The 23,134-nt window shown below is 72.4% G+C and carries 22 protein-coding genes; 16 read left to right on the top strand and 6 right to left on the bottom strand.

Annotated features, from left to right (window positions below; all coding sequences use genetic code 11):
• Positions 1 to 89: 89 nt before the first annotated feature.
• On the bottom strand, positions 90 to 1,424 hold the full coding sequence (locus ORI94_RS30980) for a PH domain-containing protein (protein WP_266081727.1): 1,335 nt from the start codon (positions 1,422 to 1,424) through the stop codon (positions 90 to 92).
• A complete protein-coding gene (locus ORI94_RS30975; protein ID WP_266081725.1) occupies positions 1,421 to 2,026 on the bottom strand; it encodes a PH domain-containing protein in 606 nt (201 codons plus the stop codon). Before ORI94_RS30975 ends, ORI94_RS30980 begins: the two co-directional genes overlap by 4 nt.
• 31 nt (positions 2,027 to 2,057) lie before the next feature.
• Between ORI94_RS30975 and ORI94_RS30970 the strand changes: the two genes are divergently transcribed.
• Positions 2,058 to 3,209 (top strand): NADH-quinone oxidoreductase subunit D, encoded by a 1,152-nt coding sequence (locus ORI94_RS30970; protein WP_266081723.1) that lies wholly within the window; start codon positions 2,058 to 2,060, stop codon positions 3,207 to 3,209.
• 71 nt (positions 3,210 to 3,280) lie between these two features.
• Here ORI94_RS30970 and ORI94_RS30965 read toward each other — a convergent pair whose 3' ends face one another.
• Complete coding sequence (locus ORI94_RS30965; RefSeq protein ID WP_266081721.1) at positions 3,281 to 4,387, bottom strand: SAM-dependent methyltransferase; 1,107 nt, start codon at positions 4,385 to 4,387, stop codon at positions 3,281 to 3,283.
• A gap of 118 nt (positions 4,388 to 4,505) precedes the next feature.
• Here ORI94_RS30965 and ORI94_RS30960 point away from each other — a divergent pair, with 118 nt between their 5' ends.
• From ORI94_RS30960 to ORI94_RS30950, 3 genes are all read left to right on the top strand, one after another.
• The gene (locus tag ORI94_RS30960; RefSeq protein ID WP_266081719.1) at positions 4,506 to 5,708 is read left to right on the top strand and encodes a sensor histidine kinase; all 1,203 of its coding nucleotides are present in this window, start codon (positions 4,506 to 4,508) and stop codon (positions 5,706 to 5,708) included.
• 66 nt (positions 5,709 to 5,774) lie between these two features.
• Positions 5,775 to 6,446 (top strand): response regulator transcription factor, encoded by a 672-nt coding sequence (locus ORI94_RS30955; protein ID WP_266081717.1) that lies wholly within the window; start codon positions 5,775 to 5,777, stop codon positions 6,444 to 6,446.
• A 49-nt stretch (positions 6,447 to 6,495) separates the two neighbouring features.
• Positions 6,496 to 7,128, top strand: coding sequence for an AAA family ATPase (locus ORI94_RS30950; RefSeq protein ID WP_266081715.1), 633 nt, complete (start codon positions 6,496 to 6,498; stop codon positions 7,126 to 7,128).
• A 107-nt stretch (positions 7,129 to 7,235) separates the two neighbouring features.
• Here ORI94_RS30950 and ORI94_RS30945 read toward each other — a convergent pair whose 3' ends face one another.
• On the bottom strand, positions 7,236 to 8,483 hold the full coding sequence (locus tag ORI94_RS30945) for a threonine aldolase family protein (RefSeq protein ID WP_266081713.1): 1,248 nt from the start codon (positions 8,481 to 8,483) through the stop codon (positions 7,236 to 7,238).
• 179 nt (positions 8,484 to 8,662) lie between these two features.
• On the opposite strand from ORI94_RS30945, the gene ORI94_RS30940 reads away from it, so the two are divergent.
• The 10 genes from ORI94_RS30940 to ORI94_RS30895 all read left to right on the top strand — a co-directional run bounded on the left by ORI94_RS30940 (position 8,663) and on the right by ORI94_RS30895 (position 17,414).
• Positions 8,663 to 9,622: a Rossmann-like and DUF2520 domain-containing protein gene (locus tag ORI94_RS30940; RefSeq protein WP_266081711.1), complete on the top strand. Its 960-nt coding sequence runs from the start codon at positions 8,663 to 8,665 to the stop codon at positions 9,620 to 9,622.
• Positions 9,619 to 10,614 (top strand): pantoate--beta-alanine ligase, encoded by a 996-nt coding sequence (panC, locus tag ORI94_RS30935; RefSeq protein WP_266081710.1) that lies wholly within the window; start codon positions 9,619 to 9,621, stop codon positions 10,612 to 10,614. Before ORI94_RS30940 ends, panC begins: the two co-directional genes overlap by 4 nt.
• Positions 10,611 to 12,413: an L-aspartate oxidase gene (locus ORI94_RS30930; protein ID WP_266081708.1), complete on the top strand. Its 1,803-nt coding sequence runs from the start codon at positions 10,611 to 10,613 to the stop codon at positions 12,411 to 12,413. The genes panC and ORI94_RS30930 overlap by 4 nt, the downstream gene beginning before the upstream one ends.
• Before the next feature lie 5 nt (positions 12,414 to 12,418).
• Entirely contained in the window at positions 12,419 to 13,408 is a 990-nt protein-coding gene (gene nadC / locus ORI94_RS30925; RefSeq protein WP_266081706.1) for a carboxylating nicotinate-nucleotide diphosphorylase, read from the top strand.
• A 9-nt stretch (positions 13,409 to 13,417) separates the two neighbouring features.
• Positions 13,418 to 14,215, top strand: a complete 798-nt coding sequence (locus tag ORI94_RS30920) for a type III pantothenate kinase (protein ID WP_266081704.1) — start codon at positions 13,418 to 13,420, stop codon at positions 14,213 to 14,215.
• A gap of 338 nt (positions 14,216 to 14,553) precedes the next feature.
• Positions 14,554 to 15,255, top strand: a complete 702-nt coding sequence (locus ORI94_RS30915; protein ID WP_266081781.1) for a hypothetical protein — start codon at positions 14,554 to 14,556, stop codon at positions 15,253 to 15,255.
• Between the two features lie 87 nt (positions 15,256 to 15,342).
• A complete protein-coding gene (locus tag ORI94_RS30910) occupies positions 15,343 to 15,522 on the top strand; it encodes a hypothetical protein (RefSeq protein ID WP_042174289.1) in 180 nt (59 codons plus the stop codon).
• 186 nt (positions 15,523 to 15,708) lie between these two features.
• Complete coding sequence (locus tag ORI94_RS30905) at positions 15,709 to 16,236, top strand: BlaI/MecI/CopY family transcriptional regulator (RefSeq protein ID WP_266081701.1); 528 nt, start codon at positions 15,709 to 15,711, stop codon at positions 16,234 to 16,236.
• Positions 16,237 to 16,245: 9 nt separating this feature from the next.
• Positions 16,246 to 16,779, top strand: a complete 534-nt coding sequence (locus ORI94_RS30900) for an amino-acid N-acetyltransferase (protein WP_266081699.1) — start codon at positions 16,246 to 16,248, stop codon at positions 16,777 to 16,779.
• Between the two features lie 299 nt (positions 16,780 to 17,078).
• On the top strand, positions 17,079 to 17,414 hold the full coding sequence (locus ORI94_RS30895) for a histone-like nucleoid-structuring protein Lsr2 (protein ID WP_042174292.1): 336 nt from the start codon (positions 17,079 to 17,081) through the stop codon (positions 17,412 to 17,414).
• Here the strand turns inward: ORI94_RS30895 and ORI94_RS30890 are convergent.
• Complete coding sequence (locus tag ORI94_RS30890; RefSeq protein ID WP_416237931.1) at positions 17,393 to 18,190, bottom strand: SCO3374 family protein; 798 nt, start codon at positions 18,188 to 18,190, stop codon at positions 17,393 to 17,395. The genes ORI94_RS30895 and ORI94_RS30890 overlap by 22 nt on opposite strands.
• Positions 18,191 to 18,621: 431 nt before the next feature.
• Here ORI94_RS30890 and ORI94_RS30885 point away from each other — a divergent pair, with 431 nt between their 5' ends.
• A complete protein-coding gene (locus tag ORI94_RS30885; protein WP_266081696.1) occupies positions 18,622 to 21,147 on the top strand; it encodes an ATP-dependent Clp protease ATP-binding subunit in 2,526 nt (841 codons plus the stop codon).
• A 92-nt stretch (positions 21,148 to 21,239) separates the two neighbouring features.
• Here ORI94_RS30885 and ORI94_RS30880 read toward each other — a convergent pair whose 3' ends face one another.
• Positions 21,240 to 21,881: an HAD family acid phosphatase gene (locus ORI94_RS30880; protein WP_266081695.1), complete on the bottom strand. Its 642-nt coding sequence runs from the start codon at positions 21,879 to 21,881 to the stop codon at positions 21,240 to 21,242.
• A 453-nt stretch (positions 21,882 to 22,334) separates the two neighbouring features.
• Here ORI94_RS30880 and ORI94_RS30875 point away from each other — a divergent pair, with 453 nt between their 5' ends.
• Positions 22,335 to 23,087 (top strand): M23 family metallopeptidase, encoded by a 753-nt coding sequence (locus ORI94_RS30875; protein WP_266081693.1) that lies wholly within the window; start codon positions 22,335 to 22,337, stop codon positions 23,085 to 23,087.
• Positions 23,088 to 23,134: the final 47 nt, after the last annotated feature.

Here is a 23,134-nt window from a genome sequence, read left to right as displayed (position 1 = left end):
CGAACGGGGTCCCGCACGGAGGACGTGCGGGACCCCGTTCGCGTGGCAGGGCAAGGCCGGGCCGGGCCTCCGAGCGCCCGGTGGCCGGGTCAGGCCATCCACCGGTCCGGGCGGGCGTCCCGGCGGCCGGTCCGGGACCGTTCGGCCTGGGCCCGCAGCAGCTCCGCCGCCTCGCCGGTGTCCCGGAGCCGGGCCACCACGGACTTGTTGGCCCCGGTGTCCACATGGACGTCCGCGAGGCCCCTGGCGCGCTGCCAGGGCCCCTGGACCAGCCGTACGCTCTGCACCTTGGCGTGCGGCACCAGGGCGACGGTCCGGGTCAGCCGGCCGTGCCGGGCGGTGAACACGGTGTCGGTGACGGCGAGTCCGTAGCCGCGCCACCACACCGGCACGCACCACCGCGCGCGCCGCGGCGGCCGGGACAGTTCCGCGTGCGACGGCACCCCGACGCCGGGCAGCACCCGCGCGACGACGGACTCGGCGATCTCGCGCGGGGCGACCGGCAGCAGCAGGGAGTTGGACGAGCCCGCCACATCGAGTTCCACCCGTACCCAGCCCCGGCGCCGCCACAGCAGCGGCTCCACGATCCGCACGGTCTGCACCCGCCCCGGCGGCACTGTCTCGTGGGCCCGGTCGAGGAGTCCGTGGTCGATGCGCAGCCCGTCGGGCGACTCGCCCAGCGTCCAGTCGTACTCGGAGACGAACCGGCCGACGCTGCTCGCGCCCGCCGCGCCGAGCAGCGGCACGGCGGTGGCGAGGATCGTCCACAGGCTGTCGGTGACCATCCACAGCGGCGGCAGCACGACGGCGGCGACGATCAGCCACACCCAGGTCGTGCCGGTCAGCACGAGGGACAGGGCGAGGACGCCGGGCGGCACGCGCAACAGCTGCCGGGACGGTGCCTCGCCCACCTCGTGCGCCGTCTCGGGCGCGAAACCGGCCGCTCGCGCGAGCAGTTCGGCCCGCAGCGCGCGGGCGTGGTCGGCCCCCAGGAAGGCCAGCTCGTCCTTCTTGTCGGTCCCGATGACGTCGAGTTTGAGCTTCGACACGCCCGCGACCCGCGCGAGCAGCGGCTGGGTGACGTCGATGGCCTGGATCCGCTCCAGCCGGATGTGCGCGGTGCGCCGGAAGAGCAGACCGGTGCGGATGCGCAGTTCGCTGTCGGTCACCGCGAAGTGGGTGAACCACCAGGTCAGGAAGCCGTAGAGGGCGGCGGCCGGGATCAGGACGCCGATACCGACGAGCAGGGTGGTCGTCGTCAGCCGGGTCAGCTGGCGCTGCGCCTGGTCCGGGTCGTGCAGCGCCCACCCGATGACGACCGCGACGGGCGCCCACGCCCGCCTGAGCGGTGTGACGGGGTGCAGCCGGCGCTCGATCACGGGCCGCCGCCCGCGTACCTCCCCGGGGGCCTCCTGGGCGGTCACAGCCCCGCCGATCGGGCCTCGCCCAGCTCCGTGAGCCGGTCGCGCAGTCGTTCGGCCTCGGCCGGGACGAGGCCGGGGATGGTGGCGTCGGTCGCCGCGGCCGCCGTGTGCAACTGCACGCTGGCCAGTCCGAAGTGCCGTTCGACGGGTCCGGACGTGACCTCGACCAGCTGCATCCGCCCGTACGGCACGACCGTCTCCTGACGCCACAGGACGCCCCGGCTGATCAGCAGGTCGTCGGAGCGCTCGGCGTACCGCCAGGAACGCCAGTTGCGCTCCAGCATCACCCAGCCCCAGACCGTCACGGCCAGCGGCAGCAGGGCGAAGGCAGCCCAGCCGGGCCCGGCCAGCAGACCCGGGACCAGCCCGGCGGCCAGGGTGAGCAGTCCCAGCCACACCACCAGCATCAGTCGGCGCACCTTCAGCAGCCCCGGCGGCAGCGCGATCCACCGCGGCTCGTCACCGGGGGCCGCCGGCGCGCCGACGGTCACCGCCTCGGCGGCCGTGGTCGCCGCCTCGGCGGCCGTGGTCGCCGCCTCGGCGGGCTGTTCCGGCTGTCGCGGTCCCGCTGTACCCGTGTCGTGCGGGTTGCCCGTCTCCATGGCCCCAGCGTACGTAGGGGAGACTGTGTTCATGACTCCTACGACGGAGACCATGGTCGGCATCGGCGGCGCCGCGGAGAGCACCGACATGGTGCTCAACATCGGGCCCCAGCATCCGTCCACGCACGGCGTGCTGCGGCTGAAGCTGGTTCTGGACGGCGAACTGATCACCAGCGCGGAGCCCGTGATCGGCTATATGCACCGGGGCGCGGAGAAGCTGTTCGAAGCGCGGGACTACCGGCAGATCATCATGCTGGCCAACCGCCACGACTGGCTGTCGGCGTTCTCCAACGAGCTGGGCGTGGTCCTCGCCGTGGAGCGGATGCTCGGCATGGAGGTCCCCGAGCGCGCGGTGTGGCTGCGCACACTGCTCGCGGAGCTGAACCGGGTGCTCAACCACCTGATGTTCCTCGGCTCCTATCCGCTGGAACTCGGCGGCATCACCCCGATGTTCTACGCCTTCACGGAGCGCGAGGAACTCCAGCACGTGATGGAGGAGGTCTCCGGCGGGCGCATGCACTACATGTTCAACCGCGTGGGCGGCCTCAAGGAGGACCTTCCGGCGGGATGGACCACACGCGCGCGCGGCGCCGTCGCCGACGTGCGCTCCCGCATGGACCGCTTCGACGACCTGGTGCTCGGCAACGAGATCTTCCGCGGCCGCACGCGCGGTGTCGGCGTCCTGTCGCCGAAGGCCGTGCACGCGTACGGCGTGAGCGGGCCGATCGCCCGTGCCTCCGGCGTCGATCTCGACCTGCGCCGCGACGAGCCGTACCTCGCCTACGGAGAGCTGGCGGACGTCCTGAAGGTCGTGACCCGTGAGGAGGGTGACTGCCTCGCCCGCTTCGAATGCCTCCTGGAGCAGACGTACCACGCCCTCGACCTCGCCGAGGCCTGCCTCGACCGGCTCGCCGACCTGCCCCCCGGCCCCGTCAACCAGCGGCTCCCCAAGGTGCTCAAGGCGCCCGAGGGGCACACGTACGCGTGGACCGAGAACCCGCTCGGCATCAACGGGTACTACCTGGTCAGCAAGGGCGAGAAGACGCCGTACCGGCTGAAGCTGCGCTCGGCGTCCTACAACAACGTCCAGGCGCTCACCGAACTGCTGCCGGGGACGCTGGTCTCGGACATGGTGGCGATCCTGGGGTCGATGTTCTTCGTCGTGGGGGACATCGACAAGTAGGCGACGAGGAGTCGACGAGGAGTGGTCGACGAGCGGGGGAGCGGGGCGTGGGAACGGGGAGCCGCAGGGGGTCAGACGGGGCCCGGGGCCGCGAGCACGTCCGGGACCCCGACCGGCTGCAGCAGCCACCCGAAGTCGCCGAGTCCGCCCGGCGCGACGAGTTCGGCGGCCTCCGAGGCGGCCGCCAGGGCCCGCACGTAGCCGGCGGGGTCGGTGGACGCGAGGGCGAGCGGTGGGCGCGAGCCGGTGAGACCCAGGGCGCGCAGGGCGGCCCGCTGCGGGATCAGGCGTGCGCCGGGGAGCGCGCAGGCTGCCGCGCAGGCGTCCAGGGCGACGTGCGCGGTGATGTCGCACGACCCGTCCGGCACGGGTGCCGTCTCCCGCCCCTCCCGGAATCCCGTCAGCGTCCCGAACGGCGGGCGCGCGTCCGCCGTGTGCGCGTAGTCCACGGCGACGGCGAGCCCGCGCGCCAGCACCCCGACCGCCGACGCCCAGGCCAGGTCCCGGGGCAGTCCGATCTCCGCCCGCAGCCCCACTCCGCTCGCGGCCTCGGCGGCGGCCTCCGGGCCGGCCTCCCCGACCGCCACGGCCTCCTCGCCGCCCCGCGCGGATCGTTCGGCCGTCAGCGGCCACCACCGGGCGAGCCACTCCGCCTCCGGGCCCGTGACCGGCGGTCCGAGCCGCTCCGTTCCGTCGTCGGCCACCAGGACCAGGTGCAAGACGCCCGCCGGGCCGACCTCGGCGACCTCCAGCGGCACGTTGTCCAGCCACTCGTTGGCGAACAACAGCCCCGTGATCCGCTCCGGTGGCTCGGCCCGCCACTCGATCCGCCGGTCGAGACCGCCGGGACGGCCGGCGAGTTCGACGGCGTACGGACGCGTGCGTGCCGCCACGTCGGCGGGCAGTGCGGCGAGCACACCGGCGGCGAGTTCGCCCCGGCCCGCCGCCATGTCCACGAAATCGAGCACCGCGGGCCGGCCCAGCGCCTCGTCGACCCGGCACAGCAGACGCGCCACGGCCCCCGCGAACAGCGGGGAGGCGTGCACCGACGTACGGAAGTGCCCGGCGGGGCCCTCCGGCCTGCGGTAGAAGCCGTCCGGCCCGTACAGAGCCGCCCGGGTCGCCGCCCGCCACCCGCGCGGGCCGCCGTGCGCCCCCGCCGTCGTCGCCGTCGTCATCGGCCCAGGCTACGTGTGAGGTCGTGCCGGGCCTCCACCTTGCGGAGTACGTGTGCGGACCGGGGATCGACCCTCCGGTTGACCCCTGCACGCACGGGGCTTCCCTACGCTGGGTCACGTGCAGCGCCTCTACGATTTTCTCCGCAGACACCCGGCATGGGTCGACGGCTTCTGGGCCCTCGTCCTGTTCGGGATTTCGGTGGTCAGCGGACCGGCCGTGGAGGAGGCCGAGGGGACCGCTCCGACGGCCGTGGCCGTGCCGGTCATGCTGCTGCTGTCGCTGGTCGTCGCGCTGCGCCGCCGGATGCCGGAGCGGATGCTGGTCCTGGCCGTCGCGGTGGGCATCCTCCAGGTGGTCCTGGACATGGCACCGGTGCCGGCCGACTTCGCGATGCTGGTGATCGCCTACACGGTCGCGGCCGTCGGGGCCCGCTGGGCGTCCCGTCTCGCGCTGGGTGCCGGTCTGTGCGCGGCGCCGGTCGCGCAGGCACGCTGGCCGCTCGACGACGTGAGCGTGGCGGGCAACATCGCCATGGTGATATTCCAGACCGTGCCCTTCGTCCTCGCCTGGGTGCTCGGTGACTCCATACGCACCCGGCGTGCCTACTTCGCCCAGCTCGAGGAGCGCGCCGCGCGGCTCGAGAAGGAGCGCGAGGCACAGGCGAAGGTCGCGGTCGCCGCCGAACGCGCCCGCATCGCGCGCGAACTGCACGACGTGGTCGCGCACAACGTGTCGGTGATGGTGGTGCAGGCCGACGGCGCCGCCTACGTCCTCGACGCGGCCCCCGACCAGGCGAAGAAGGCCCTGGAGACGATCTCCTCCACCGGCCGCCAGGCGCTGGCCGAGATGCGCCGCCTGCTCGGCGTGCTGCGCACCGGAGAGCACCAGGAGGCCGGGGAGTACGTACCGCAGCCCGACGTGCGGCAGATCGAGGACCTCGTCGAGCAGTGCCGGGGGTCCGGACTGCCGGTGGACTTCAAAATCGAGGGCACCCCGCGCCCGCTGCCCAGCGGCCTCGAGCTCACCGCGTACCGCATCGTGCAGGAGGCGCTCACCAACACCCGCAAGCACGGGGGGCCCAACACGGGCGCCAGCGTGCGCCTGGTGTACTTCGACGACGGCCTCGGCCTGCTCGTCGAGGACGACGGCAAGGGCGCCCCGCACGAGCTGTACGAGGAGGGCGGGTTCGACGGCCAGGGCCACGGTCTGATCGGCATGCGCGAGCGGGTCGGTATGGTCGGCGGCACCCTGGACGCGGGTCCGCGGCCCGGCGGAGGATTCCGGATCAGTGTCCTGCTGCCCCTCAAACCCGTTCACTGACACCTGAACGCTTGCGCACGCCCTTTATTGACACCTGTAACACCTTCTGAGACGGAAGAGGCCCCGATGGCGATCCGCGTGATGCTCGTCGACGACCAGGTGCTGCTGCGCACCGGGTTCCGGATGGTGCTCGACGCCCAGCCGGACATGGAGGTCGTGGCGGAGGCGGGCGACGGCGTGGAGGCCCTCCAGGTGCTGCGGTCCACCGCCGTCGACGTGGTGCTCATGGACGTCCGGATGCCGAAGCTGGACGGGGTGGAGACCACCCGCCGGATCTGCGCGGACACCGACCCGCCGAAGGTGCTGATCCTGACCACCTTCGACCTCGACGAGTACGCCTTCTCCGGCCTGAAGGCGGGAGCCTGCGGCTTCATGCTCAAGGACGTGCCGCCCGGCGAACTGCTCGCCGCGATCCGCGCGGTGCACAGCGGCGACGCCGTGGTCGCCCCGTCCACCACCCGCCGGCTCCTGGACCGCTTCGCCCCCATGCTGCCGAGCACCACCGAGCAGCCCCGGCACAAGGAACTGGAGCGGCTCACCGGGCGGGAACGGGAGGTCATGGTGCTGGTCGCGCAGGGCCTGTCCAACGGTGAGATCGCGGCCCGCCTGGTGCTGTCGGAGGCGACCGTGAAGACCCACGTGGGCCGCATCCTGACCAAGCTGGGACTGCGGGACCGGGTGCAGGTGGTGGTCCTCGCCTACGAGACGGGACTGGTCCGGGCCGGCGGGCAGGACTGACCCTGCCCACAGGGCTGACCGGGAGTCCCCGCGCCGGTAGGGTCTGCGCATGCTGCTCTGGATCAACGGCCCCTTCGGGGGCGGCAAGACGCAGACCGCGTACGAGGTGCGGCATCGTCTCCCGGGCAGTGTCGTCTGCGATCCGGAGCACGCCGGATTCGGGCTGCGCCGCATGCTGCCGCCCGAACTGCGGGGGGACTTCCGGGAACTGTCCTCCTGGCGGCAGGGTGTCGTCGAGGTCCTCGACCTCGCGCTGACCCGGCACGACGGCGTCGTGATCGCGCCCATGACGGTCACGGACTCCCGCTGTTTCGCCGAAACCGTCGGCCGGCTGCGCGAACGCGGCCACGAAGTCCACCACTTCACCCTCCTCGCCGAACGGGAGACGGTGCTGAGGCGGCTGCGTGAACGCGGCCTCGGGCGCCTCCTGCGCCGCGTCGTCGGAAGGAAAGCGGACCCGAGCCGGGACAGTTGGGCCGTGGACCGGCTCGACCACTGTCTGGAGCGGCTCGCCGGGCCGGAGTTCACCGAGCACCTGTGGACGGACCACACGACCGTCCCGAAGACGGCGGACCGCATCGCCGTACTGGCCGGGCTGGAGCTGTCCCCCCACCAGGGGGGACAGCTCCGGACCCGGCTGCGGCAGGCGCGTGTCGGCGTCCGGCACATCCGCTTCGACTGAGGCGCCGTCGTCCGCGGACCGGCCGCGTCCGGCCGGGGACGGTGAAGGGGGCCGACGCCCCCACGACGTGTTCCCGGCCCCTCACGCCCTCACGGCTTCGTCAGCCGTCAGCCGTCAGCCGTCAGTCGTCGTGCGAAGTCCGAGGCCGCGGCCCGCACGTCGTCGGCCGCCCACTCCAGGGCCGCGGCCCGCACGTACACCTCCGTGGACGACAGGCCCGGCCCCTTCGAGCCCCAGTGGTTGGCGAACAGGACGGTCCCCGTCTCCTCGGCCGCCCGGATCGCCGCCTCCGCGACGACACCGGCGTCGTACGGCAGCCAGACCTGGAAGTCGTGGGTGTGCGGCACCTCGGGGTGGACGCGGAACCAGGGCAGCCCTCCCGCCTCCAGGCCCTCGCGCAGCGCGGCGGCCACCACGCGCGCGTGGGTGACGTACTCGGGCAGCCGGGGCAGCTCTCGCTCCAGGCCGATCAGCGCCGACAGCGCGGTCGGGAACTGCTGGAAGACGTTGCCGCCGTACCGGTGCCGCCAGGCCTTCGCCTCCTCGGTCAGCGTCGCCGGACCGGCGAGCGCCGCGCCGCCGAAGCCGTCGAGGGACTTGTAGAACGACACGTAGACGCTGTCCGCCAGGGCGGCGATCTCCTCCAGTGGACGGCCGAAGTGCGTCGTGCACTCCCACAGCCGGGCCCCGTCGAAGTGGACCACGGCCTCGCGTTCCCGCGCGGCGTCCACCACCTCGGTCAGCTCCTCCCAGGTGGGCAGTACGAAACCGGCGTCCCGGAGGGGAAGTTCCAGCATCAGCGCGCCGAAGGGCTCGTCGAAGTCCCGCACCTCGGCGGCGGTCGGCATCCGGGGCTCGCTGGTCACCCGCACCGGACGCAGGCCGCCGACCCGGCTGAACGCGTTCCGTTCATGGACCTCGGGGTGGCTGAGTCCGTGCAGCGCGACCACGGGGCTGCCGCTGCGGCCCGCCCAGCAGCGCAGGGCCACCTGCTGGGCCATCGTCCCGGTCGGGAAGAACGCGGCGGCCTCGGTGCCCAGGAGCCCGGCGACCCGCTCCTCCAGCGCCTCGACGACGCCGCCGCCGTAGAGGTCGGCCGTCTCGTCCAGGTCGTACACGCTGCCCGCCGCCTCCAGCAGGGCCAGCCGCTCCCGGAGCGGCCCGAGGAAACCGAGGCGCGCGAGCACGCGCGGGGCGCTGCGCCAGGCGGCGACCCGCCGCTCCCGGAGCTTTTGACCCGGTTCCCGGTCTGTCTCCAGGTCCAGGTCCGGGTCCGGGTCCGGTCCAGGTCCCGGTCCCGGCCCGGTCCGCCGTCCGTCCTGTGCTGCGGTGCGGTTCTCCGCCGTATCGCCCATGCCCGGGATCATCCCGCGTACGGGCGGGTCCGGGCACCCGGGTTTTCCCTGCGGGACCCACACCCTGTGGACACGCACCGTGGACAAGTGTGCGCCCGGGAGCCGCCCGCGTTTCGCGTTAACATGACGAGAAATCGTCCGGTACCCCGAGCGGACTGGAACGGGAAGGCCGTCGCCGCGTGAACACAAGCCCACAGCCGGATCCCAGGGACCGCCCCGCGCGGCTCAGCGTCGGTGTGGTCGGCGCCGGGCGCGTCGGCCCGGCCCTGGCCGCGTCCCTGCGGCTCGCCGGACACCGTCCGGTGGCCGTGTCCGCCGTGTCCGCCGCCTCCCGAGGGCGCGCCGGGCAACTGCTCCCCGACGTGCCGGTGGTCACGCCCGCCGAGGTGCTGGCGCGGGCCGAACTGGTGCTGCTGACCGTCCCGGACGACGCGCTGCCGGGGCTGGTGGCCGGGCTCGCCGAGACGGGTGCGGTACGGCCGGGCCAGCTCCTCGTGCACACCTCCGGCCGGTACGGCGCGAAGGTGCTGGACCCCGCCCTGCGGGCCGGCGCGCTGCCGCTGGCCCTGCACCCGGCGATGACGTTCACCGGCACCCCCGTCGACGTGCAGCGGCTCGCCGGATGCTCCTTCGGCGTCACCGCGCCGGAGGAACTGCGGTTGGCCGCCGAGGCCCTGGTGATCGAGATGGGCGGCGAACCGGAGTGGATCGCCGAGCAGAACCGCCCCCTCTACCACGCGGCCCTCGCCCTGGGCGCCAACCATCTGGTCACCCTGGTCGCCCAGTCCCTGGAGCTGCTGCGCACCGCCGGGGTCGGGGCCCCCGACCGGATGCTCGGCCCGCTGCTCGGCGCCGCCCTGGACAACGCCCTGCGCTCCGGCGACGCGGCCCTCACCGGCCCCGTCGCGCGCGGTGACGCCGGCACCGTCTCCGCCCATGTCACCGAGCTGCGCCGGCACGCCCCGCAGACCGTCGCCGGCTATCTGGCGATGGCCCGCGCGACCGCCGACCGCGCCCTCGCCCACGGCCTGCTGAAGCCGGAACTCGCCGAGGACCTCCTCGAGGTACTCGCCGACGGGACGACGGGCACCACCGGCGAAACGGGCACCACCGGCGACGGCGAAGGGAACCCCCGATGACCACCACCCTGCTGCGCACCGCCGACGACCTGCACGCACGCACGCGCACGGGCCGCCGCGCCGTCGTGATGACCATGGGCGCCCTGCACGAGGGCCACGCCACCCTGATCCGCGCCGCGCGCGACCTCGCGGGCCCCGCGGGCGAGGTCGTGGTCACCGTCTTCGTCAACCCGCTGCAGTTCGGCGAGGGCGAGGACCTCGACCGGTACCCGCGCACCCTGGACGCCGACCTCGGGCTCGCCGGGCAGGCGGGCGCGGACGTGGTCTTCGCCCCGTCGGCCGACGAGGTCTATCCGGGCGGCGAGCCCCAGGTCCGGGTCAGCGCCGGTCCCATGGGCGAACGTCTGGAGGGCGCCGCCCGCCCCGGTCACTTCGACGGCATGCTCACCGTCGTCGCCAAACTGCTGCACCTCACCCGTCCCGACGTCGCCCTGTACGGCCAGAAGGACGCCCAGCAGCTCGCGCTGATCCGTCGCATGGTGCGCGACCTGGACTTCGGCGTCGACATCGTCGGTGTCCCCACCGTCCGCGAGGCCGACGGGCTGGCCCTCTCCAGCCGCAACCGCTACCTCTCCGCCCCGGAGCGGCGCACCGCGCTCGCCCTGTCCGGCGCCCTGTTCGCCGGACGGGACCGGCACGCCGCGCAGGAGGCGCTGCACGCGCGGGCCCGCGAAGTGCCCGCCACGCGTGCGCGTGCCGAGGCGCTGAGCGCGCTCGGGGAGCCCCGCGCGGCGGCCGACGCGCACGCCGTCGCCTCGGCCGGCGGCCCCGGCGCCGTCCGCGCCGCCGCCCGCCAGATCCTCGACGCGGCCGCCCGCCTCACCCCGCCGCTCACCCTGGACTACCTGGCTCTGGTCGACCCCTCGGACTTCACCGAGATCGGCGACGGCTTCGCCGGCGAGGCCGTCCTCGCCGTGGCCGCCCGGGTCGGCACCACCCGCCTGATCGACAACATCCCCCTGACCTTCGGCACCCTCGGAGCCTCCTCGTGACCAGCACCGGCATACGACTGCACGCCCCCGCGCCCGGGTGGTCCATCGAGGCGGACGTCGTGGTCGTCGGCTCGGGCGTGGCCGGACTGACCGCCGCGCTGCGCTGCGAGGCCGCCGGGCTGGCCACGGTCGTCGTGACCAAGGCCCGGCTCGACGACGGTTCCACCCGTTGGGCCCAGGGCGGCATCGCCGCGGCCCTCGGCGAGGGCGACACCCCCGAACAGCACCGGGACGACACCCTGGTCGCCGGGGCGGGCCTGTGCGACGAGGAGGCGGTCCGCCTCCTCGTCACCGAGGGCCCCGACGCCGTACGCCGTCTCATCGCCACCGGCGCCCACTTCGACGAGTCCGAGGAGGGCAGCCTGGAACTCACCCGCGAGGGCGGTCACCACCGCCGGCGCATCGCGCACGCGGGCGGGGACGCCACCGGCGCGGAGATCTCCCGCGCCCTGGTCGAGGCCGTACGGGCGGTCAGGAGGGGGGAGCGCGAAACGCTCTCGGGCAAGGGCGGCGACGGGCGACGGGCGGGACTGCGCACGATCGAGAACGCGCTCGTCCTTGACCTGCTGACCGACGCCGAAGGGCGCAGCGCGGGCGTGACCCTGCACGTCATGGGGGAGGGCCAGCACGACGGCGTGGGAGCCGTGCACGCTCCCGCGGTGGTGCTCGCCACCGGCGGCATGGGGCAGGTCTTCAGCGCGACCACGAACCCCTCCGTCTCGACCGGCGACGGGGTGGCCCTGGCCCTGCGCGCGGGTGCCGAGGTCAGCGACCTCGAGTTCGTGCAGTTCCACCCGACCGTCCTGTTCCTCGGCCCGGACGCGGAGGGCCAGCAGCCCCTGGTCTCCGAGGCGGTACGCGGCGAGGGCGCCCACCTGGTCGACGCCGACGGCGTGCGCTTCATGGTGGGGCAGCACGAGCTCGCCGAGCTCGCCCCGCGGGACATCGTCGCCAAGGGCATCATGCGCCGGATGCGGGAGCGGGACGCCGAGCACATGTACCTCGACGCCCGGCACTTCGGCGCCGACATGTGGGAGCACCGTTTCCCGACGATCCTCGCCGCCTGCCGCGCCCACGGCATCGACCCGGTCACCGAGCCCGTCCCGGTCGCCCCCGCCGCCCACTACGCCTCCGGCGGGGTCCGCACCGACTCCCACGGCCGCACCACCGTCCCCGGCCTCTACGCCTGCGGGGAGGTCGCCTGCACCGGCGTGCACGGAGCCAACCGGCTCGCCTCCAACTCGCTCCTGGAGGGCCTGGTCTACGCGGAGCGCATCGCCGCCGACATCGCCGCGAGCCGCACCGGGAACGCCCTCCGCGCAGGTGCGCCGCAGCCCCTCCCGGACGCCGAGCGCCCCGGGCACCCCCTCCTTCCCGCGGAGGCCCGCTTCACCATCCAGCGGATCATGACCGGGGGAGCCGGGGTCCTGCGCTCCGCCGCATCCCTCGAGCAGGCCGCCGACGGGCTCCAGCGGCTGCACGCCGACGCCCGTGACGCCCTCGACGAGCAGGGCAAGACCGCCGAGCCCGGCGTCGACACCTGGGAGGCGACGAACCTCCTGTGCGTCGCCCGCGTCCTGGTCGCCGCCGCGCTGCGGCGCGAGGAGACCCGGGGCTGCCACTGGCGCGAGGACCGGCCCGAGCGCGACGACGCCGCCTGGCGCCGCCACATCGTCGTACGGCTGAACCCGGACCGCACGCTGGCGGCGCACACCACCGACGCCACGGACTTCCCCCCGACTCTCCCCGACGCCCCGAACGCCCCGAACCTCCCGCCCCAGGCCCCTCAGGAGCAGTGACAGCAGTGACCACACCAGACCTTCCCCTCGCCCCGTCCGGCGGCTGCGGCGACGGCTGCGCCTGCGGCGCGGACGGCGACGAGAGCTACGACGAGACCTACCTGGAGTGCGGCCTCGACCCCGCGCTCGCCCAGCTCCTGGCCGACGCCGGTCTGGACCCGGTGGAGGTCGAGGACATCGCCCACGTCGCCCTCCAGGAGGACCTCGCCCACGGCGTGGACGTGACGACGGTCGCGACCATCCCCGAGGACGCCGTCGCCACCGCCGACTTCACCGCGCGGGAGGCGGGTGTCGTGGCGGGCCTCAGGGTCGCCGAGGCGGTCGTCTCGGTGGTCTGCACGGCGGAGTTCGAGGTCGAGCGGCACGTGGAGGACGGAGACCGGGTGGAAGCCGGCGACAAGCTCCTCTCCGTCACCACCCGCACCCGCGACCTCCTCACGGCGGAGCGCAGCGCCCTGAACCTCCTGTGCCGCCTCTCGGGTGTCGCGACGGCCACGCGCGCGTGGGCGGACGTCCTGGAGGGAACGAAGGCCGAGGTCCGCGACACCCGCAAGACCACTCCGGGCCTGCGCTCCCTGGAGAAGTTCGCCGTGCGCTGCGGCGGCGGCGTCAACCACCGCATGTCGCTCTCCGACGCCGCCCTGGTCAAGGACAACCACGTGGTCGCCGCGGGTGGTGTCGCCCAGGCCTTCCAGGCCGTCCGGGAACGCTTCCCCGAGGTGCCGATCGAGGTCGAGGTCGACACCCTGCACCAGCTCCGCGAGGTCCTGGACGCGGGCGCCGACCTGATCCTGCTGGACAACTTCACCCCCGGCGAGTGCGAGGAGGCGGTGGCTCTCGTCGCCGGCCGCGCCGCCCTGGAGGCGTCCGGCCGGCTCACCCTCGACAACGCCAGGGCGTACGCCGACACGGGGGTCGACTACCTCGCCGTGGGCGCCCTCACCCACTCCTCGCCGATCCTGGACATCGGCCTGGACCTGCGAGCGGCTGAGTAGGGGCCGGCCATGCTGCTGACGATCGACGTGGGCAACACGCACACCACCCTGGGCCTGTTCGACGGCGAGGACATCGTCGAGCACTGGCGGATCTCCACGGACGCGCGCCGCACCGCCGACGAGCTCGCCGTCCTCCTCCAGGGCCTGATGGGCACGCACCCCCTGCTCGGCGACGCACTGGGCGACGGCATCGACGGCATCGCCATCTGCGCGACCGTCCCCTCCGTCCTGCACGAACTCCGCGAGGTGACCCGCCGCTACTACGGCGACGTCCCCGCGGTCCTGGTCGAGCCGGGCGTCAAGACCGGCGTGCCGATCCTCACCGACAACCCCAAGGAAGTCGGCGCGGACCGCATCATCAACGCGGTCGCCGCCGTCGACCTCTACGGGGGGCCGGCCGTCGTCGTCGACTTCGGCACCGCCACCACCTTCGACGCGGTCAGCGCGCGCGGGGAGTACGTCGGCGGCGTCATCGCCCCCGGCATCGAGATCTCCGTCGAGGCGCTCGGCGTCCGCGGTGCGCAGCTCCGCAAGATCGAGGTGGCCCGGCCCCGGAGCGTGATCGGCAAGAACACGGTCGAGGCGATGCAGTCCGGCATCATCTACGGCTTCGCCGGCCAGGTCGACGGCGTCGTCCGCCGGATGGCCCGCGAGCTCTCCGACGACCCCGACGAGGTGACCGTCATCGCGACCGGCGGACTCGCGCCGACGGTCCTGGGTGAGAGCACCGTCATCGACGAGCACGAGCCCTGGCTGACCCTGGTCGGCCTGCGCCTGGTCTACGAACGGAACGCGTCGCGGCTGTAGCGCCTCCCGGGCGCGGCGCTCCGGGACCGGGGCCGGGACGCGGGTGGGGCCCCGGTCCCGGGCCGTACGGGGGCGACCGGCCTGCGCAACGCCCCGTGGAGCGGGCCGGGGCCCGTGGGCCCGCGCCCTGCGGCCCCGGGTGCTCCGGCCGCGGGTGCTCCCGCCGCGGACCGTGACACATTCCCGGAAAGCGCCACGGGCCGCGGAGCCGGTCCGCGGCCCCCACCCGGGTGGACCCGCACGCCGTACCCGCACGCCACACCCGCACGCTATGCGTTGTTTGTCCGATTAGCGCGTATCGTCGCCTTATGCCCACGCCCTACGGATCCCGCGGCGGCATGGCGTTCGGTGCGCAGGAGCTGCGTGTGCTCCGCCGCGCCCTCGCCCTCGCCCTGCACCCCACGTCCGCCTCGGCCGAAGACGTCCAGGACTGCCTCCGCCTCGCCGAATCCCTCGACGAGGCGACGCGGGAGAGTGTCCGGCTGCGCGCCTTCCTGGTAGCCGACCTCGGCCGCTACCGCGCAGCCCTCCCCGGCACCGTCGTCGGCTACCTCAGGCTTCTGGAGGAGGCGCTGGGCGCCGGTTACCGTCCCGACGCCGACGACCTCGCCGCCCTCCGGGCGCTGCGCGGCAACCCCGCCGCCGCCGCTCTCCTGGACCGCTGCCGGCTCCTCGCGGAGGAGGACGTACGCGCCCGCCTCGCCGGCCGTACCGTCCGAGTGGGCTCCGTGGGCTCCGTGGGCTCCGCGGGGTCCCTGTCCGGCGGCCCGTCCACCGGCCCGCTGCCCAAGGGCCCCCTGTCCGTCGTCCCCGCCTCCCGCACCCGCCTCCTCGCCCTGCCGGGCGGCCAGGCCGCCGAGGACCCGGAGGGGGAGCCGGAGCGCAAGCCGTCCGCTCCCCGGCCCGAACCCGCGCGGGACCCCGCCGCCCCCGCACCCGGCCGTCCGAAGCCGGGCCGCCCCGTCCCCACCCCGGGCGAGGTCTTCCCCCGCCGCAAGCCGGCCCCGCCCCCGCAGGGCCGGCGGCTCGCCGCGGGCTGAGAGGCCTGCCGCGGAGCCGCCGCCCGCCCGTCCGCCGCACGCCCACCCCCGCCCGGCCGTCGGCCGGGCCCTGGCTACCCTGGATCCATGGACTATGTCTCCGCGCTCCTGCCCCCGGCCGTCATGGCCGTCCTCTTCATCGGCGTGATCCGGGTGATCGTGAAGACCCAGGGCGGCGCCAACAAGACCAAGGAGGACGCCGCCGTGGACGCGGCCCTGGCCCGCGCGGAGGCGCCCCGGCAGGCCCCCGCCAAGACCGAGGCCTGACCGGCGGCCGTCAGGCGGCTGTCCGGCCGTCCGCTGCTCGGCCGGCCGCGGGCGGCACGGAGGCGGACCCGGCGTACGGATCGAGCGCGGCCGAGTGCGAGTCGTGTGCCCTTTTTGTTCGCCTTCGCTGCCCTTCGTGCATGATCGGCACGCCGTGGTGCGGATTTCACACTATTGTTACGAGGTGTGCCTCGCCCATTGGGAGAACTCGAAGACGCGGTCATGACGCGGGTGTGGAAGTGGAACCGCCCGGTCACTGTCAGGGAAGTCCTCGAAGATCTGCAGAAGGAACGGTCCATCGCCTACACCACGGTGATGACCGTTCTGGACAATCTCCATCAGAAGGGCTGGGTGCGCCGCCAGGCGGAAGGCCGGGCCTACCGGTATGAGGCGGTCTCCACCCGTGCCGCGTACGCCGCCGCGCTGATGAACGAGGCCTGGTCGCAGAGCGACAACGCCGCCGCCGCACTCGTCGCCTTCTTCGGGATGATGAGCGAGGAACAGCGCCAGGCCCTCACGGATGCCGTACGCGTCACACCCCTTCCGGAAACCACGGAACAACGCCGGCCGGCGGAACAGCCGGGAGCGGCGGAACAGCCTGGAGCGGCGGAAGGGCCTGGAGCGGCCGAACAGGCCGGATCGCCCGAACAACCCCCGCCCGCGGAACCCTCCGTCGAGAACCCCGCCTCGGCCGAGGGACCGCGCGGGCGATAGCGTCCGCTCATGTCAGCAGACAGCCCGGATGTCCCCGCAAAAGCCATCACCGTCCGACGGGCCCGCACCGGCGATGTCCCCGCCGTGCGCCGCCTCCTCGACGCCTACGCCCACAAGGGCATCCTGCTCGACAAAGCAACGGTGACGCTTTACGAGGCCATCCAGGAGTTCTGGATCGCGGAACGGGACGACAACGGGGAGGTCGTCGGCTGCGGCGCGCTGCACGTGATGTGGGAAGACCTCGCGGAAGTCCGCACTCTCGCGGTGAAGCCCGGGCTGAAGGGCGCCGGTGTGGGGCATCGCTTGATGGAGAAGTTGCTGCAGACCGCCCGTCGGCTCGGTGTTCGCCGTGTTTTCTGCCTGACCTTCGAAGTCGAGTTCTTCGGCAAGCACGGCTTCGTGGAGATCGGTGAGACGCCCGTCGACACCGATGTGTACGCCGAGCTGCTGCGTTCCTATGACGAGGGTGTCGCGGAGTTCCTCGGTCTCGAACGAGTGAAACCGAACACCCTGGGCAACAGCCGGATGCTTCTGCATCTGTGATCGTCCGCGTTCCGTACCCGGCACCTTGCGGCGGAGCCCCTCGGCGGGCGACGCCATGGCATATTCCGCACCCGCTTCCGTAGGCGCTTCGCCGCCGCGGGCCTTGCCCGGTGCCCTATGTCCGAAACGCGCACGTTTCCGGACCGTGCGCGGGCAGCGTGTCACTCCCCGGGGTTTGTGTTTTTCCGGCAAAAGCGGTTTGCTTTCCGACGTACTGCAGTAGTGGATATAACAGGGGACGGCGATACGGCGGACGCCGGTACACCCAGGCCCTGACGTTATCGACGAAAGGAAATCCGGTGGCACAGAAGGTTCAGGTCCTTCTTGTCGACGACCTCGACGGCGGCGAAGCGGACGAGACCGTGACGTTCGCGTTGGACGGCAAGACATACGAGATCGATCTCACCACCGCCAATGCGGACAAGCTCCGTGGCCTTCTCGAGCCTTACGTGAAGGGCGGCCGTCGTACGGGAGGCCGTGCTTCGGGCGGGCGTGGAAAGGCGCGTGCCGCTTCCGGCGGCGGCCAGGACACCGCGGCGATCCGCGCCTGGGCGAAGGAGAACGGCCACGAGGTCAACGACCGCGGCCGGGTCCCCGCGGCCATTCGCGAGGCCTACGAGCAGGCCAACGGCTGACTGTCGGCCCGTCCCGCCTCGCGCACCCCGGCCGGCGGCCGGGCGCGGGCGCGCAGGAGCCGGATCCGGTGGCACTGTGTGGCCGCCGTGTTCACCAGTCGTACGAGATCGGGGGCGCCCGCACGGCCCCCCGTCGCCGACAGTGTCGGCAGCGAGGCCTCGACCTCGCGCCCCGGCTCGGGGGGCCGCAGCCACACGGCGGCCCCCTGTGCACCGGGGTGGTCCGGTGGGAGCGGCCGGACGGCACCGCGGCCGACGGGCCCCGGGGGCGGCGGAGCGTCGATGAACCCGCCCGCGCCGACCGCGGCCAGGTCGAGGGCCAGCGTGCCCCACTCCAGCCAGGCGAGCAGCCCCGGCAGTTCCTCCGCGCTGCCCGCGGCCACCAGCAGCCGCATCCGGCCTCCCTGCAGGGCCACCGGCCCCGGGAGCTCCAGACGCTCCAGTGCCGCACGGCCGGCTTCGGCGGGGACGTCCAGGACGTCGAAGCGCACTCCCACCGGGAGGCGCACCGGGGGACCGGGCAGCGTCGGCCACCCTTGTTCGTCCTCGTACCAACGCCGGACGGGGTCACCCGGACTGCCCGGACTGCCCGGACTGCCCGGACTGCTCGGATCACCCGGATCACCCGGACCGCCTGTCTCGTTCGCCCCGGCCGGATCCCGCGCTCCGGTCGGCCGAGGTCGGCCCGGGGCCTCCTCGGCCGGGGCGACGGAACGGTGCGCGGGGGCGGACGGATCCGAGGCGACGGGGAGGGTGGAGGGAGCGGTGCCGGCCATGCCAGGCGCAACCGCCGTAAGACCGTTGGGGTTACGCTGAGTTCTCACTTGCATGCGAAGAGTCTCGAACACGGAGGCGTGCGCGGACCGGGGGAGGCGCGAGGTTGTTCGCCCGTAGCGGAGGGAACTCCTGTATTCGGCATGGACTGTCGGTCGCAGCGGGTAAGACATCCCTAGTGGGAGGGGGGCGACACACGGGGTGGCACATCTCGCGTTCGCCATCGGCGTACTGGCGATAGGGGTAACCGCCTGGTCTGCGGGAACATCGTCTCGCACCATCGGGTTGGAGCATATGTCGGCGTTCGGGGTCAGGAGGCCATCGACGGTGTCGGCAGTTGGAATGAGCGGTCCCCGCTTGCGGGACTAAGCTGCGGAAGGACAGGGAGGGGAAGTTCCCCCCACTGCCTGACCGCTCTGAGGAGCGATTAACGATGTTCGAGAGGTTCACCGACCGCGCGCGGCGGGTTGTCGTCCTGGCTCAGGAAGAAGCCCGGATGCTCAACCACAACTACATCGGCACTGAGCACATTCTCCTGGGCCTGATCCACGAGGGTGAGGGTGTCGCCGCCAAGGCCCTTGAGAGCCTCGGGATTTCGCTCGAGGCGGTCCGCCAGCAGGTGGAGGAGATCATCGGACAGGGCCAGCAGGCCCCGTCGGGTCACATCCCCTTCACCCCCCGTGCCAAGAAGGTGCTCGAGCTGTCGCTCCGCGAGGCGCTGCAGCTGGGTCACAACTACATCGGCACGGAGCACATCCTGCTCGGCCTGATCCGTGAGGGCGAGGGCGTCGCCGCCCAGGTCCTGGTCAAGCTGGGCGCAGATCTGAACCGCGTGCGGCAGCAGGTCATCCAGCTGCTCTCCGGTTACCAGGGCAAGGAGACCGCCACCGCCGGCGGTCCTGCCGAGGGCACCCCCTCCACGTCCCTGGTCCTCGACCAGTTCGGCCGGAACCTCACCCAGGCCGCCCGTGAGTCCAAGCTCGACCCGGTCATCGGGCGCGAGAAGGAGATCGAGCGGGTCATGCAGGTGCTGTCCCGCCGCACCAAGAACAACCCGGTGCTGATCGGTGAGCCCGGCGTCGGCAAGACCGCCGTCGTCGAGGGCCTCGCCCAGGCCATCGTCAAGGGCGAGGTGCCCGAGACCCTCAAGGACAAGCACCTCTACACCCTGGACCTCGGCGCCCTGGTCGCGGGCTCCCGCTACCGCGGTGACTTCGAGGAGCGCCTGAAGAAGGTGCTCAAGGAGATCCGCACCCGCGGCGACATCATCCTGTTCATCGACGAGCTGCACACGCTGGTCGGTGCGGGAGCCGCCGAGGGCGCCATCGACGCGGCCTCCATCCTGAAGCCGATGCTGGCGCGTGGTGAGCTCCAGACCATCGGCGCGACCACGCTGGACGAGTACCGCAAGCACCTGGAGAAGGACGCGGCCCTCGAGCGCCGCTTCCAGCCGATCCAGGTCGCCGAGCCGTCGCTGCCGCACACCATCGAGATCCTCAAGGGTCTGCGCGACCGGTACGAGGCGCACCACCGTGTCTCGATCACCGACGAGGCGCTGGTGCAGGCCGCCACCCTGGCCGACCGGTACATCTCGGACCGCTTCCTCCCGGACAAGGCGATCGACCTGATCGACGAGGCCGGCTCGAGGATGCGCATCCGCCGGATGACCGCGCCGCCGGACCTGCGCGAGTTCGACGAGAAGATCGCCGGTGTCCGCCGGGACAAGGAGTCCGCGATCGACTCGCAGGACTTCGAGAAGGCCGCCTCCCTGCGCGACAAGGAGAAGCAGCTCCTCGCCGCCAAGGCCAAGCGGGAGAAGGAGTGGAAGGCCGGCGACATGGACGTCGTCGCCGAGGTCGACGGCGACCTGATCGCCGAGGTCCTCGCCACGGCCACCGGCATCCCGGTCTTCAAGCTGACCGAGGAGGAGTCCTCGCGCCTGCTGCGCATGGAGGACGAACTCCACAAGCGGGTCATCGGCCAGAAGGACGCCGTCAAGGCGCTGTCGAAGGCGATCCGCCGTACGCGTGCCGGTCTGAAGGACCCGAAGCGTCCCGGTGGCTCGTTCATCTTCGCCGGCCCGTCCGGCGTCGGTAAGACCGAGCTGTCCAAGGCCCTCGCCGAGTTCCTGTTCGGTGACGAGGACGCGCTGATCTCCCTCGACATGTCGGAGTTCAGCGAGAAGCACACGGTCTCGCGCCTCTTCGGTTCGCCCCCCGGCTACGTGGGCTACGAGGAGGGCGGTCAGCTGACGGAGAAGGTGCGCCGCAAGCCGTTCTCGGTCGTCCTCTTCGACGAGGTCGAGAAGGCCCACCCGGACATCTTCAACTCGCTGCTGCAGATCCTGGAGGACGGTCGCCTGACCGACTCCCAGGGCCGGGTCGTGGACTTCAAGAACACGGTCATCATCATGACGACCAACCTCGGCACCCGGGACATCTCCAAGGGCTTCAACCTGGGCTTCGCCGCCGCCGGCGACAAGAAGTCCAACTACGAGCGCATGAAGAACAAGGTGTCGGACGAGCTGAAGCAGCACTTCCGTCCCGAGTTCCTCAACCGTGTCGACGACGTGGTCGTGTTCCCGCAGCTGTCCCAGGAGGACATCCTCGCGATCGTCGACCTGATGATCGAGAAGGTGGACGAGCGACTGAAGGACCGGGACATGGGCATCGAGCTCTCCCAGTCCGCCAAGGAGCTGCTGTCCACGAGGGGCTACGACCCCGTGCTGGGCGCCCGGCCGCTGCGCCGGACCATCCAGCGCGAGATCGAGGACTCGCTGTCGGAGAAGATCCTCTTCGGTGAGCTGCGTCCCGGCCACATCGTGGTCGTGGACACCGAGGGCGAGGGCGAGAGCGCGACCTTCACCTTCCGCGGTGAGGAGAAGGCGGCCCTGCCCGACGTCCCGCCGATCGAGCAGGCGGCCGGCGGAGCCGGTCCGAACCTCAGCAAGGAGGCGTAAGCGCCTCAGCGCGTAACGCGTCAGCGTCACGGCAGCCGAAAGGGGCCGGTGCCCGGGAGGGCACCGGCCCCTTTCGCATGTCGTGTCCCGGGTTACGAGAGCTGGCCGTCGTAGTCCGGCAGCTTGTAGGTCCTCTCGGCGTGGCCGCCCGAGAGGTCGGTGTCGTTGTTGCCGATGTTGGCGATGATCGTGTAGCCCTTCGACTCGATGTCGACGCGCTTGGCCGTCTTGTACGCGGCCACGTTCCGGAACAGGTCGGTGAGGCTGCGGACGTACAACCCGGCGGACTCGTATCCGGCGTGGTCGAGGTTGTACTCGGTGAAGGCCTCGATGATGCCCGGCCGGGCGGTCACGAAGAACACCGCGACCCCGCGCTCCTGGGCGTACTGCGCGACCTCCAGGACCGGCTCGTTGGCCGGTGCCGGGAAGCTGAAGCCGAAGTCGGACTCCAGGGCGGTGTTGTCGATGTCGAGGACGATCGCCTGCTTCTCGCCCGGCCGCGGGTTCGCGATCCGCTGCTGCAACTGCGGCAGGGCCTGATCCATGACCGCCTGGCAGTCCCGCTGCCAGGTGTCGTAGTCGACGTCTGCGGAGGCTGCCGTGGCCGTCACGGCGGCCGTCGCGGAGGGGCCGGTGTCGGTCGCTGCCTGGGCGGGGACGGCCAGGGACACCAGGGCCGCGGTGGAGACGGCGGTGACCGATGCGCGGCGCAGCCAGGGGCGTCGGCTTCTCATGTGGTGGGGGGTCCTCTCGGGCTCGTAACGCTGCCAACGGGGCGATGTGTCGTGTGCATGTTCGTGGTGGAGGGTGACGCGGGGTGAACCGTAGGGTTACCGCGCGGTAGGCAGCTAGAGAGGCGCACGCCACATTTATGGAATGTCCGAACCCCGCCCCCGGTGACATGCTCCACAGGCGTTTCGTCCGGTACTAGCCGGAATAGTGGCGAAGTGTCGAAACGCAAAACGGACATTTGATGTGAAACCTCGATCGGTCGACCTCGAATGGGGCTTTCGTCCGGTACGGGCGGGGTGTCAAGAGACATCCATCTCACTGGGGAAGTACGAAGGTCTGTCGTAGATAACCCTTTTTGTGCCTTTGTGGGCGGAGGGGTTACCAAGGGATGGCCACTTCGGAGCGGACCTGTTCGCCCGGTGGTTTTCCTTTGCTCCCTTCCTCGCGAGGTTCAGATGTCCCAGCGCGTCACGCCCCGTTCCTTCCTCACGTCCCACCTCCGCACCCGTGCGGCCGTCATGGCCGCCGGTATGGGAGTCACGGCCGTCGTGGGAGCCGGGATCGCGGCCGCCGCCGACACCACGGCCGTCGGCAGCGGCACCGCCAAGGCCGTGCAGGCTCAGGCGGACGCCCAGGCCGAGGCCGCGAAGACCGAGGCAGCCGAGAAAAAGAAGGCAGCCGCGGCGAAGAAGTCCGCCGCGGCGAAGAAGTCCGCCGCGGCGAAGAAGTCCGCCGCGGCGAAGAAGGCCGCGAAGGCCGAGAAGCCGGCTCAGCCCGCCAAGAAGAAGGCTTCCTGGGTCGACCCGGTGAAGAAGTACAAGATCTCCGCGAGCTACGCCCAGGCCGGCGGCATGTGGCAGTCCGCCCACAGCGGGCAGGACTACGCGGTCCCGAACGGCACCAAGGTCATGGCCGTGCACGGCGGCACGGTCGCCAAGGCGGGCGGCAACGGCGCCGGTGACGGCCCGGCCTACGGCAACGCCGTGGTCATCAACCACGGCAACGGGACGTACTCCCAGTACGCCCACCTCTCCGAGGTGAACGTGCGGCCCGGTCAGGTCGTCAAGACCGGCCAGAAGATCGCCGCGTCCGGCAACACCGGCAACTCCAGCGGTCCCCACCTGCACTTCGAGGTCCGGACCAGCCCGAACTACGGCTCCGCGATCGACCCGGTCAAGTTCCTGCGCGGCAAGGGCGTGCAGTTCTGAGGACTCCGGCCCGGCAACCGGGTCCCGGCTCCGGGCCCCCCGGCCGG

It is taken from the genome of Streptomyces sp. NEAU-W12 (genome assembly GCF_026242095.1).
Lineage (GTDB): Bacteria > Actinomycetota > Actinomycetes > Streptomycetales > Streptomycetaceae > Streptomyces.
This window is presented reverse-complemented; position numbering and strand designations above follow the sequence as displayed.